Source organism: Streptomyces sp. NPDC052114, from assembly GCF_040680155.1.
Classification (GTDB): domain Bacteria; phylum Actinomycetota; class Actinomycetes; order Streptomycetales; family Streptomycetaceae; genus Streptomyces.
In genome coordinates, this window is the sequence record NZ_JBFAWC010000002.1 from 491,640 (window position 1) to 504,041 (window position 12,402).

Consider the following 12,402-nt stretch of genomic DNA (forward strand, 5'->3'; position numbering starts at 1 on the left):
CCAGTTCTCCTGTCCAGTTCTGTTGTGCGGTTCAGCTGTCCAGGAAATACGGACGGAACTCCGGCCCTGACAGCCGGATCGCCCGCCGCATAAACTCGGCGGGCCTTTTGGTTGTTGGTCGACGGCCTTTCGAACGGGTGATGATCAGTGATGCGCACCATGGCCGTCATCGGCACGGGCCTGATCGGCACCTCGGTCGCGCTCGCCGCGAGCCGGCGCGGGGTGACCGTGTTCCTCATGGACCGGGATCCGGCGGCGGCCCGCACGGCCGCCGCCCTCGGCGCCGGGCGCGCGACGACGCCCGGCGAACCGGTCGACCTCGCGGTGATCGCCGTCCCGCCGAGCCACGTGGCCGCCGTGCTCGGCGAATCGCAGGCGCGCGGCCTGGCCCGCAGCTACACCGACGTGGCGAGCGTGAAGGCCGAACCCGAGCGCGCCGCGCTGAGCGGCGCCCCCGACCCCGCGCGCTACATCGGCGGGCACCCCCTGGCCGGGCGTGAGCGCTCCGGCCCGCTCGCGGCCCGCACCGAGCTGTTCCAGGGCCGCAACTGGGTGCTCACGCCGTCCCGGCTCACCTCGGAGGAGGCCTTCAACCGGGCCCTGGAACTGGTCGCCTTGTGCGAGGCGGTGCCGGTCGTGATGCGCAGTCAGGACCACGACGCCGCCCTGGCGGTGACCTCCCACGTGCCGCACCTGATGGCCAGCCTGATGGCGGCCCGGCTGCGCGAGGGCCCGGCGGAGCTGTCCCGGGTCGCCGGACAGGGGCTGCGCGACGCCACCCGGACCGCGGGCGGCGACGCCGGGCTCTGGGGCGACATCGTGCGCTCCAACGCCCCCGCCATCGCGGGCGTCCTGAAGGACCTGCACACGGACCTGTCCCGGCTGGTGCCCGCCCTCGACGCGCTCGCCCGGCCCGGCGGCGGGGACCGGGACCACGGCATGCGGACGCTCGTGGACCTCCTGGACCGCGGGGTGTCGGGAGTGGCGGGGATCCCGGGGCCCCGCCACCGCGCCGCGCCCGGCGACCCGCGCGTGCGGGTGGCCGTCCCCGACCGGCCAGGCGAACTGGCGCGGCTCCTGGCCGACGTCGCGGAACTCGGCGTCGCCGGGGAGGACGCCGCCGTCGACGTCGGCGGTGCGGCGGGCGGCGGCGAGGCGGGCCGGACGGGCGGCGGGCTCACCGTGCGGTTCACCGTCCCGCCGGGCCTCGCCGACCGGATGGCGGCCGACCTCGGCGCCGCGGGCTGGGACGCGGTGCGCGAACGGGCCGCGCGGCCCCCCGAGCCCGCGGAGCGGGACGAGGGCGAGGGAATGGTGCTGCCGGTCGGAACGTCATGAGGGTCGTACCGCGCGATTTCTGGTGCGCGAGAAATACGGGTTGAAACACTCCGCTTCCGTCCCGCGGTCGGATGCGTCCAGACTTGTCCAAGTGTGCGATTCGGACGGTTGGACGACGTTGTCGGACTGTCGGGATTCATGTGAGTCTGAGCGACAGAAGCCACATTCTCGATAACTTCCGGACGCCTGGGGGAAATCCATGGCGGAACAGATCGCCGACGGTCCCGCGCGAAGTGCGCGCGAAGGCCACCGGACCACGGATTCCGTGCCGGGCCATTCGACGTCGGCCCAGGAGCGCGCAACGGGCGACGCCCGCTCCTCCGCCGTGAACCGCGAGGCATTCGAGCGCACGGGGCTGCGGCAGGGCGGTCCGGGCAACCCCGGACCGCCCGACACCGCCGTGAAGATCCTCGACCGCGGCTGGTCGGCGCCGCTGGTCGTCGGCCCGCTCACCGCCCCGGCGCGCCCCGGCGGCGAGTTCGCCGTCGTGCAGGCCGCGGGGGCGGCCGGACTCCCGGCCGTCGTCAGCGCCTTCGCCGAGCGGCCCTTCGCCGAACTCGCCGCCACCGCCGACGTCCCGCTCTGGCTGCGCACCTACGCCTTCCGTGACCCGGAGACTGCCCGGCGCCTCGCCGGACGGGCCGAGGACGCCGGATTCGGCGCCCTGCTCCTCGGCCTCGGCGGCGGTGACGACGTGCTGCGGCGGGTCGCCGCGCCCGCCAACCTCGACACGCCCGGCCCCGTCGCCGACGTGCGGTCGCTGCTCGGCGAACGCACCGGCTGGGACGACGTGGCCCGGCTGCGCGCCGCCACCGCGCTGCCGCTGCTGGTCGCCGGGGTCCGCACCCCCGCCGAGGCACTGCGTGCCGTCGAGACCGGCGCCGACGGGATCGTGGTCACCGACCTCGACGCGCTCCCCGAGATCGCGGCGTCCACGGCGGGCCGCTGCCCCGTCCTGCTGAGCGGCGGGGTGCGCCGCGGCGCGGACGTCCTCGCGGCGCTCGCCGCGGGCGCCGACGCGGTGTTCGCGGGCCGCCCGGTCCTGGACGGCCTGCGGGCCGGCGGGCGCGCGGGCGTGACGGAGGCGCTGGACGGCCTGGTGCGCGAACTCGCGGAGGCGATGACGTTCACCGGCGCCGGTACGGTCGCGGACATCGGCCCCGGGTTGATCCGCACCGGACCGCGCCCCGCCGCCCCGACGCCGACGCGGGCCGCGCGACCGCTGCGGAAGGCCGAACTGCACGCCAGCGTCGGCGCACCCGTCCTGGACACGATGACGTTCCTCAACGAGATCACCCACCGCTACCCGGCGGCGATCTCCTTCGCGCCCGGCCGCCCCTACGACGGCTTCTTCGACAACGAGCAGATCTTCGCCCACCTGCGCCGCTACCTCGACCACCTCGCCGAGCAGGGAAGTTCACCGCAGGACATCCGCACCGCCATGTACCAGTACGGGCCGACCGCGGGCCAGATCCGCGAGATCATCGCCGACTCGCTGCGCGCCGACGAGCGCATCGACGTGCCCGCCGAGTCCATCGTGGTGACCGTCGGCGCGCAGGAGGCCATGCTCCTGGTCCTGCGCGCGCTGATCACCGGGCCCGACGACGTCCTCCTGGTCTCCAGCCCCTGCTACGTGGGGATCACGGGCGCGGCCCGCCTCCTGGACGTCACGACGACGCCCGTCGAGGAGCGCGAGGACGGCCTCTGCTGTGCCGATCTGGAGGCGGCGATCCGGGCGGAGCACGCGCGGGGCCGCCGCCCTCGTGCCTTCTACGTCGTACCCGACCACTCGAACCCGTCCGGCACCACGATGAACCAGGAGACCCGGGCCGAGCTCCTCGCGCTCGCGGCCCGGCACGGCATCCTGATCCTGGAGGACAGCCCCTACCGGCTGGTCAGCCCCGGACCTCCGCTGCCGACGCTGAAGTCCCAGGACCGCGCGCACACGGTCGTCCACCTGGGCTCCTTCTCCAAGACGGTCTTCCCGGGCGCCCGGCTCGGCTTCGTCGTCGCCGACCAGCCCGTCGTCGACGACAGCGGGCGCACCGGTCTCCTCGCCGACGAACTCGCCAAGATCAAGAGCATGGTGACGGTCAACACCTCGTCGCTGAGCCAGGCCGCGGTGGCGGGCGCGCTGCTCGCGGCGGGCGGACGGATCTCCGAGCTGAACGAGGCGGCGGCCGGCTACTACGGCGACGCCATGCGGGCCACGCTGCGCGAGCTGGACGCCCACCTGCCGCGGGCCCGCAGGGAGGCGCTCGGGGTGCGCTGGAACGAGCCCACCGGCGGGTTCTTCCTGACCGTGCGCGTGCCCTTCCGCGCGGACAACGCCGCGCTGGTCCGGTCGGCGCAGGACTTCGGCGTCATCTGGACGCCCATGACGTACTTCTATCCGGGCGGCGGCGGAGCGCACGGCATCCGCCTCTCGACCAGCTACCTGACGCCCGCTCAGATCACCGAGGGCACCGCGCGGCTCGCGCGCTTCATCGAGGCCGAGAGCGAGCGGGGCTAGCCAGGAGCGTTCTCACGAGAAGAGCGCTCGCACGAGAAGGAGCACGACAGTGAACGGCGACATCAGCGTGCGACGACCGCGCAGCAAGCCGCGTATGTGGGGGTGGACCTTCCGATGACCATCGACATCGCAACGCCCGAGGCCCTGGAGGGCCTCGACGACCCGCGGCCGCGGGAGGCCGCGGTCCTGACCGCGGGGGACCTGAGGACGGCCGCGGGCCGCCCCCGCATCCTCGGGGTGGGCACGGCCGTGACGCCGACCTCCTACTCCCAGGAGGAGGTGCTCGACGCCTTCGGGATCACCGATCCCAAGGTGCGCTCGGTCTTCCTCAACAGCGCCATCGAGCGCCGCAATCTCGCGCTGCCGCCCGAGGACGCCCACGGGGTGCGGGCCTCGGAACCCCAGGGGGACCTGCTCGACAAGCACAAGCGCCTCGCCCTCGACATGGGCGCCGAGGCCCTGCGCGCCTGCCTCAAGGCGGCCGGCGCCGAACTCGCCGACCTGCGCCATCTGTGCTGCGTGACCTCCACCGGGCTGCTCACCCCCGGCATCAGCGCCCTACTGATCAAGGAGTTGGGCATCGACCGGCACTGCAGCAGGGCCGACATCGTCGGCATGGGCTGCAACGCGGGGCTCAACGCCCTGAGCCTGGAGACCGGCTGGGCCACGGCCCACCCCGGCGAACTCGCCGTCGTGCTCTGCGTGGAGGCCTGCTCCGCCGCGTACGCGGTGGACTCGACGATGCGCACCGCCGTCGTCAACAGCCTCTTCGGCGACGGAGCGGCGGCCGTCGCGCTCCGCGCCGACCCGGTGCCCGCCGCGGTCCCCGCAGAGGTGCCCGCCGCGGTGCCCGACCCGGCCCGGCGGGAAGAAGACGGCCCGTCCGTCCTGAAGTTCGCGAGCTGCATCATCCCCGACGCCGTCGACGCCATGCGCTACGACTGGGACCGCGAACAGAGCCGGTTCAGCTTCTTCCTCGACCCGCAGATCCCCTACGTGGTGGGCGCGCACGCCGAGATCGTCGTCGACCGGCTGCTCACCGGAACCGGCCTGCGCCGCAGTGACATCCGGCACTGGCTCGTCCACTCCGGCGGCAAGAAGGTGATCGACGCCGTCGTCGTCAACCTGGGACTGACCCGCCACGACGTGCGCCACACCGTGGGTGTGCTGCGCGACCACGGCAACGTGTCCAGCGGCTCGTTCCTCTTCTCGTACGAACGCCTCCTGGAGGAAGGCGTCACCCGGCCCGGCGAGTACGGAGTGCTCATGACCATGGGACCGGGCTCCACGATCGAAACGGCGCTCATCCGATGGTGAGGACACACGGGCCCATGGAACCCCTGCACACACTGGAACTGGACGGCTCACAGCCGTTGTCCGCGGCGACCGTCAAGAGCGTCGCCGCCCTCTGCGACCGCGCCGAGGACGGCGACGAGGAGGGCATCGGCGTCGCCGTCGTCCACGTCGGCGGCGCCCCGGACGCCCACTGGGCCAGCGGACTGGACGTCATGCTGGTCACCAAGTGGGAGCGCGTCCTGCGCCGCTTCGAACGGCTGCCGGTGGCGTCGGTCGCGGTGGCCCACGGCGACTGCGGCGGGACCGCGCTCGACGCGTTCCTCGCCGCCGACCTCCGCGTGGCCGCCCCCGACACCCGCTTCCTCGTGCCGCGCGACGCGGGCGCCACCTGGCCCGGCATGGCCGGCTACCGCCTGGTCCAGCTCGCCGGTGCCGCCCGGGTCCGCGCGGCCGTGCTGTTCGGCCGCCCGATCACGGCCACCGAGGCACGGACCCTGGGCATCGTCGACACCGTCGCCGACGACCCGGCGGCCGCCGTCGCCGACGCCGCCGCGCTGACCGGCGGCCTGTCCGGCAAGGAGCTGGCGATCCGCAGGCAGCTGCTGTTCGACGCCACCACGACCAGCTTCGAGGACGCGCTCGGCGCGCACCTCGCGGCCTGCGACCGCGCCCTGCGGCAGCCCGCCGCCGCGACGGCCGGCCAGGAGGTCGAGGCCTCGTGACGACGTTCGTCCCCGCGCGGCAGGGACAGTCGGGGGAGTCGGGGGAGGCGGGGCGCGGCGCGCGCCCGGCCTCCCCCGGGCCCGAGGACGTCCGGGACGCCTGGGCGCGGCTCACGGCGGCGTCCGGCGCCGTCGCCCGCGTCGACGACCTGCTCGCTGCCCTGCCCGAACCCGTCGCCCGCACCGGCGCACAGCGGGCCGAACTGGCCGCCGCCCAGGACGCGGCCCGCACGCTGCGGGTCCGCTTCCTCGACGCGCACGCCGACGCCGTGTACGCCCTGCTGACCGAGGACCACGCCGTCGACCTGAGGATCGACGAACTGCTCGAAGCCGCCGCCGGAGCACTGCCCGGACTGGTCCCCGACGCCGCCCGGCTCGCCGCCGAGCGCGACCGCGTCCAGGCCGACAAGGAAGGCCACGAGATCGACCAGGGCATCTTCCTGCGGGCCGTGCTGCGGTCCCCGGCCTCGGGCGCCCATCTGCTCGACGCGATGCTCCGGCCCACACCGCGCGCCCTGGCGCTCCTGCCGGAGTTCACCCGCACCGGCCTGATCGAGACGGAGTCGGTGCGCCTGGAGCGGCGCGACGACGGCGTGGCCCGGCTGACCCTGTGCCGCGACGACTGCCTCAACGCCGAGGACAGCCGCCAGGTCGACGACATGGAGACCGCCGTCGACCTCGCCCTGCTCGACCCGGCCGTCCGCGTCGGACTGCTGCGCGGCGGGGAGATGACGCACCCCCGCTACCGCGGCAGGCGCGTCTTCAGCGCGGGCATCAACCTCAAGAGCCTCAGCTCCGGTGACATCCCCCTGGTCGGGTTCCTGCTCCGCCGCGAACTCGGCTTTCTCCACAAGCTCGTGCGCGGCGTGCTGACCGACCACCCCGGTCAGTGGCACTCGCCGCGCGTGGAGAAGCCGTGGGTCGCCGCCGTCGACGGGTTCGCCATCGGCGGCGGCACCCAGATCCTGCTGGTCTGCGACCACGTGCTGGCCGCGTCGGACGCCTACCTCAGCCTGCCCGCGGCGAAGGAGGGCATCATCCCCGGCGTCGCCAACTTCCGCTTCACGCGGTACGTCGGGCCGCGCCCGGCACGACAGGTCATCCTCGGGGGCCGCAGGATCAGGGCGGCCGAGCCCGACGCACGGTTCCTCGTCGACGAGGTCGTCGAACCGGAGGACATGGACGCCGCCGTCGAGCGGAGCCTGGCCCGCCTCGACGGCGCCGCGGTGCTCGCCAACCGGCGCATGCTCAACCTCGCGGAGGAGCCGCCGGACGCCTTCCGCGCCTACCTGGCGGAGTTCGCGCTCCAGCAGGCCCTCCGCATCTACGGCCAGGACGTCATCGACAAGGTGGGCCGGTTCGCCGCCGCGCGACCGGCGCCGCCCGACGGAACCGCCGCGGCCGCCCGCGGCTGAGGGGACAGCGCGATGCCGATCGCCCGGGTCAACGGAATCAGGCTCAACTACGACGAGTACGGCACCGGAGACCCGGTCGTCATGGTCACCGGCACCGGCGCGCCCGGCCGGATGTGGCGCACGCACCAGGTGCCCGCCCTGACGGTGGCGGGCTACCGGGTCATCACGCTCGACAACCGGGGGATCCCGCCCAGCGACCCCTGCTCCGACGGCTTCACCCTCGCCGACATGGCGGCGGACGTCGCGGGGCTCATCGAGAGCCTGGGCGTGGGGGCGTGCCGGGTCGTGGGCTACTCGCTCGGCGCGATCGCCGTCCAGGAACTGCTCCTGGACCGCCCCGACCTCGTGCACCAGGCCGTCCTGATGGCGACCAGCGGCCGCACGGACGCGCTGACCGCCGCCATGACGGCCGCCGACCTCGAACTGAGCGACGGCGACGGCAAGTTGCCGCCGCGCTTCGCCGCGTACGTACAGGCACTCCAGAACCTCTCGCCGCGCACGCTCAACGACGAGGAACGGCTGCGGGACTGGCTCGCCGTCTTCGAGATGTCGGCCGTCGACCGGTCGGGCGTCCGCGGCCAGCTCGGCCTCCAGCTGATCCCCGACCGGCTGCCCGCCTACCGGCACATCAGCCGGCCGTGCCTGGTGATCGGCTTCCAGGACGACCTGGTCATCCGCCCGCACCTGTCCCGCGAGGTCGCCCGGAGCATTCCCCACAGCACCTACACCGAGATCCCCGGCTGCGGACACTACGGATATCTGGAGAATCCCACGGCCGTGAATTCGGCGATCACCGATTTCTTCACCGGCCGACACCCGCGTTCTTGACGGCACTTCTCCTGGACGGCCTTGTCGCCCCAGAAACGTCCCGTTAGCGTGAAACACGCCCTGCCAGTGACACGATGAAAAATGATCGGAGTGGACATGCCGAACCCGTTCGACGACGAAAACGGCACCTTTCTGGTTCTCGTCAACGACGAGAACCAGCATTCGCTCTGGCCGGCCTTCGCCGAAGTGCCCGCCGGGTGGCAGACCGTGTTCGGGGAAGACACGCGCAAAGCCTGCCTGGAGTACATCGAGGAGCACTGGAAGGACATGCGGCCCAAGAGCCTCATAGCCGAGATGGAGAAGTTCGAAGCCGCCGGCTAGCCGGCCGCCACCCGGCAATCACAACGGAACCAGGAGGTTTTCGTGGCAATACTCGGCGGACCGGGGCCGGTATTGATGCGCGGTATGGGGCCGGACGACGAGTCCGTGACCAGGCAGCAGATAAAGCCCGGCACGGCAAAACGAATCCTCCCCTACGCGAAACCGTACCGACTCAAGATCGTGCTTCTCCTGGCCGTCACCGCGCTGAACGCGGGCAACGTGGTGGCCACGCCCATCCTGTTCAAGTACCTCATCGACAACGGCATATCGAAGGGCGACACCTCGGTGGTCGTCTGGATCTCCGTCGTGGTCGCCGCCCTCGCGCTGCTCAGCGCGGGTCTCGGCTTCGCGGAGGCCTGGTACTCCGGGCGCGTCAGCGAAGGTCTCATCTACGACCTGCGCACCAGGATCTTCGACCATGTGCAGCGCCAGCCACTGGCGTTCTTCACCCGCGCCCAGACCGGATCCCTCGTCAGCAGGCTCAACACCGACGTGGTCGGCGCCCAGCAGGCGGTGACCTCGCTCCTGTCGACCGTCGCGTCCGCCGGACTGACCCTGGTCCTCGTCCTCGGCGCGATGTTCTACCTGTCCTGGGTCGTCACTCTGGTCTCCCTGATCGTGATCCCGCTGTTCATCCTGCCGGGCCGCCTCGTCGGCCACCGGCTCCAGCGGATCATGCGTGAACACATGCAGGTCAACGCCGAGGTCGGCTCGTTCATGCACGAGCGCTTCAACGTGACCGGCGCGCTGCTGGCCAAGCTCTACGGCCGCCCCGCCGCCGAGACCGGCATGTTCTCGGGACTGGCCGCCAAGGGACGGGACCTCGGCATCCTCGCGGCCGTCTACAGCAAGCTGCTCTTCCTGTCGATGACGCTCGTGGGCGCCCTCGCCATCGCGCTCGTGTACGGCGTGGGCGGCGGGCTCGCCATCGACGGGACGTTCCAGATCGGCACCCTGGTCGCCCTCGCCACGCTGCTCACCCGGCTGATGGGGCCGATCAACCAGCTCGCGGGCGCCCAGGCGAGCGTGCTGACCGCGCTCGTCAGCTTCGACCGGCTCTTCGAGATCCTCGACCTCAAGCCGCTGATCTCCGAGAAGCCCGGCGCGAAGCCCCTGCCGGCCGCGACGGCCACCGTCGACGCCCGGCCGTCACCGGACGACGCCGGGGACGCGCACGACGACACCCCGCGGGCCCCCGAGATCGAGTTCGACGGGGTGTCCTTCCGCTACCCGAAGGCCGCCGACGTCTCGCTCGCCTCGCTGGAGTCCATCGCGCTGCCGATGCAGGAGCGCACCCAGAACACCTGGACCCTGCGCGACCTGAGCTTCACCGCGCCCGCGGGCAAACTGACCGCCCTGGTCGGTCCGTCCGGCGCCGGCAAGACGACCATCACCCACCTGGTGCCGCGGCTCTACGACCCCGTGGAGGGCGCCATCAGGATCGGCGGCCAGGACATCCGCGACGTGACGCTGGAGTCGCTGAACCAGACCGTCGGCATGGTCACCCAGGACGCGCACCTCTTCCACGCGACCATCCGCGACAATCTCACCTACGCGCGGCCCGGCGCGAGCGAGGCCGACCTGGTCGAGGCGTGCAAGGCGGCCCAGATCTGGGACCTGATCTCCTCGCTGCCCGACGGTTTCGACACCGTCGTCGGCGACCGCGGGTACCGGTTCTCCGGCGGCGAGAAGCAGCGCGTGGCCATGGCGCGGCTGCTCCTCAAGGCCCCGCCCATCGTCGTCCTCGACGAGGCGACCGCCCACCTCGACTCGGAGTCCGAGGCGGCCCTGCAACGCGCCCTGAAGACCGCGCTGCGCGGCCGTACCTCCCTCGTCATCGCCCACCGGCTCTCCACGATCCGGGACGCCGACCAGATCCTGGTCGTCGACAAGGGCCGGGTCCAGGAACGCGGCACGCACGAGGAACTGATGCTGCTCGACGGGCTGTACGCGGAGCTGTACCGCACGCAGTTCTCCCGGCAGCCGTCCACGAACGGCGACGCGCCGGTGCCCGAGCCGGTCGGCGGCCCGCCCGGTCCCGTCATGCACGGCGGGATGCAGGCCGGACCGCCCGGAGGGTTCCCGGGTCCGGGAGGCCAACGTCCGGCTCCTGGGGTGTACTTCGCCCCGCCGGGAGCGGGCCCGGGCGGGCCGGGTGGCCCAGGAGGCCCAGGAGGACCAGGTGGCCCAGGAGGTCCGGGCGGCCCCGGACCCGGCTACGGTCCGGGTCCAGGTCCGGGCCCGGGCGGTCCGCCGCCCGCCGACCCGGGGTGAGGTGAGAACACCGGGTGCCCGCACCGGCCACCCGTACAACTGCCCATAAAAACCGTGGATCACGGCATCCGCGACGTGGAACCCCGCGTCGCGGATGCCGTGCTGCCGGTTCCGGCCCGGCGCGGGCGGTGCGGCGGTAGCCTGGACGGCGTATACGGCTCGTTCGGGCCGTCCCGGCCCGGAGGATCGTTCGGGGGGTGAGCGGTGATGGGCCCGCGAGTACGCCGACATCGTCATCCCGTGATGCGTCCGGACGGACGCCCGGCGCCCCGAGCCGACCACGCGGGCGTCCGCGACCGAGACCGACCCCCGCCGCGGGTACCGGATCCGACGATGTGATGTGAGATGCCGATGCGTCTTCCCGGCTCGTCCCGTGCGGCCCGGCCCTGGGCCCGTGCCGTCTCTCGCTTCCTGCCCAAACGGGTCCGCATGCGGCTCACGCTGCTGTACGGATCGCTGTTCGTCCTCTCCGGAGCGGTCCTCCTGACGATCACCTACCTGCTCGTCAGCCGCTCCAACGGCATGTTCGTCTTCAGCCGCGACCGGTCCGGCGGACCCGCCGACGCGGGCGTCCACATGTACGAGGGGAGCAGCTCGTCCGCCGTCCTGAACCGCTTCGCCGAAGCCCAGCGCGAACAGGCCATGCGCCAGCACGACCTGGAGATGAACCGCCTGCTCATCGAGTCGGGCGTCGCCCTGGCGATCATGTCGGTCATCGCGATCGGGCTCGGCTGGTTCGTCGCGGGCCGCGTCCTGCGCCCGCTGCGCACCATGAACTCCACCATCCAGCGGATCTCCGCGCACAACGTGCACGAGCGCCTCGCCGTCGAGGGCCCGGACGACGAACTGAAGGGCCTGGCCGACACCGTCGACGGACTCCTCGGCCGCCTGGAGGGCGCACTCGACTCCCACAAACGCTTCGTGGCCAACGCCGCGCACGAACTGCGCACCCCCCTGACCGTCGAACACGCGCTCCTGGAGGAGGCGCTGATCGACCGCGACGCCACCGTCGACTCGTTCCGCTCCAACTTCGAGCGGCTGCTCGTCCTCAGCCAGCAGCAGGCGCGGCTCCTGGAGTCGCTCCTCACCCTCTCCAGCAGCGAACGCGGGCTCGACCGCCGCGAGCCGCTGGACCTGGCGGAGCTCGCGGGCAGGGCGGTGCTCGGGTGCCGCGCGAAGGCGGAGCAGCGGGGGCTGCGGCTGGACGCCGCGACCGGACCGGCCGCCACCTGGGGCGACGGCGCGCTCGTCGAGCGCCTGGTGGCCAACCTCCTGGACAACGCCATCGGTTACAACGTGCCCGACGGGTGGGTGAACGTCGTGACCCGCGTCGAGGGCGGACGCGCCGTCGTCCGCGTGACCAACTCCGGCATCGTCGTCCCGCCGGACCGGGTGGGCCGGCTCTTCGAACCGTTCCAGCGGCTCGACCGCACCGCGGGCGACGGGCACCACGGCCTCGGCCTGTCGATCGTGCGCTCCATCGCCGCCGCCCACGGCGCGACCCTGGACGCCCACGCCAGGCCGCGGGGCGGTCTGGTCGTGGAGGTCGCCTTCCCGCCGGAGCCGTCGGACCGGCCGCCCGTCGCGCACCACGACGCGTCCGCCGGACACCTCGGCGGACCCTCTCAACTCCCCCCGAAATCCGTGACGGTCGGCACGGCGGGCCCGCGCTAGGCCGCGCCGACGGCGATTGCCC

9 protein-coding genes are annotated in these 12,402 nt (G+C 72.9%); all 9 read left to right on the top strand.

Annotated features, from left to right (window positions below):
- The first annotated feature begins 150 nt into the window (after positions 1-150).
- Positions 151-1,338 carry a prephenate dehydrogenase gene (locus AB0L89_RS06060; protein ID WP_365135009.1) on the top strand — a complete coding sequence of 396 codons (1,188 nt, stop codon included), beginning with the start codon at positions 151-153 and terminating at the stop codon, positions 1,336-1,338.
- Positions 1,339-1,537: 199 nt separating this feature from the next.
- Positions 1,538-3,850, top strand: coding sequence for an aminotransferase class I/II-fold pyridoxal phosphate-dependent enzyme (locus AB0L89_RS06065; protein ID WP_365135012.1), 2,313 nt, complete (start codon positions 1,538-1,540; stop codon positions 3,848-3,850).
- Between the two features lie 114 nt (positions 3,851-3,964).
- Positions 3,965-5,167 carry a 3,5-dihydroxyphenylacetyl-CoA synthase DpgA gene (gene dpgA / locus AB0L89_RS06070; protein ID WP_365135015.1) on the top strand — a complete coding sequence of 401 codons (1,203 nt, stop codon included), beginning with the start codon at positions 3,965-3,967 and terminating at the stop codon, positions 5,165-5,167.
- Between the two features lie 14 nt (positions 5,168-5,181).
- The gene (gene dpgB / locus AB0L89_RS06075) at positions 5,182-5,868 is read left to right on the top strand and encodes an enoyl-CoA-hydratase DpgB (RefSeq protein WP_365135018.1); all 687 of its coding nucleotides are present in this window, start codon (positions 5,182-5,184) and stop codon (positions 5,866-5,868) included.
- Between the two features lie 149 nt (positions 5,869-6,017).
- Positions 6,018-7,283, top strand: coding sequence for a (3,5-dihydroxyphenyl)acetyl-CoA 1,2-dioxygenase DpgC (dpgC, locus tag AB0L89_RS06080; protein WP_365135601.1), 1,266 nt, complete (start codon positions 6,018-6,020; stop codon positions 7,281-7,283).
- Between the two features lie 12 nt (positions 7,284-7,295).
- The gene (locus AB0L89_RS06085; protein WP_365135020.1) at positions 7,296-8,111 is read left to right on the top strand and encodes an alpha/beta hydrolase; all 816 of its coding nucleotides are present in this window, start codon (positions 7,296-7,298) and stop codon (positions 8,109-8,111) included.
- 96 nt (positions 8,112-8,207) lie between these two features.
- Positions 8,208-8,432, top strand: a complete 225-nt coding sequence (locus AB0L89_RS06090; protein WP_055699593.1) for an MbtH family protein — start codon at positions 8,208-8,210, stop codon at positions 8,430-8,432.
- Positions 8,433-8,516: 84 nt separating this feature from the next.
- Positions 8,517-10,706: an ABC transporter ATP-binding protein gene (locus AB0L89_RS06095; RefSeq protein WP_365135605.1), complete on the top strand. Its 2,190-nt coding sequence runs from the start codon at positions 8,517-8,519 to the stop codon at positions 10,704-10,706.
- A 345-nt stretch (positions 10,707-11,051) separates the two neighbouring features.
- Entirely contained in the window at positions 11,052-12,380 is a 1,329-nt protein-coding gene (locus AB0L89_RS06100; protein WP_365135022.1) for a HAMP domain-containing sensor histidine kinase, read from the top strand.
- Positions 12,381-12,402: the final 22 nt, after the last annotated feature.

What these genes read in the sequence shown, in the direction of transcription:
- AB0L89_RS06095 (WP_365135605.1), top strand. Translation starts at nt 8,517, where the DNA reads ATGGGGCCGGACGACGAGTCCGTGACCAGGCAGCAGATAAAGCCCGGC.
- AB0L89_RS06085 (WP_365135020.1), top strand. Translation starts at nt 7,296, where the DNA reads ATGCCGATCGCCCGGGTCAACGGAATCAGGCTCAACTACGACGAGTAC.
- AB0L89_RS06100 (WP_365135022.1), top strand. Translation starts at nt 11,052, where the DNA reads ATGCCGATGCGTCTTCCCGGCTCGTCCCGTGCGGCCCGGCCCTGGGCC.
- dpgA (WP_365135015.1), top strand. Translation starts at nt 3,965, where the DNA reads ATGACCATCGACATCGCAACGCCCGAGGCCCTGGAGGGCCTCGACGAC.
- AB0L89_RS06090 (WP_055699593.1), top strand. Translation starts at nt 8,208, where the DNA reads ATGCCGAACCCGTTCGACGACGAAAACGGCACCTTTCTGGTTCTCGTC.
- dpgB (WP_365135018.1), top strand. Translation starts at nt 5,182, where the DNA reads ATGGAACCCCTGCACACACTGGAACTGGACGGCTCACAGCCGTTGTCC.
- AB0L89_RS06065 (WP_365135012.1), top strand. Translation starts at nt 1,538, where the DNA reads ATGGCGGAACAGATCGCCGACGGTCCCGCGCGAAGTGCGCGCGAAGGC.
- AB0L89_RS06060 (WP_365135009.1), top strand. Translation starts at nt 151, where the DNA reads ATGCGCACCATGGCCGTCATCGGCACGGGCCTGATCGGCACCTCGGTC.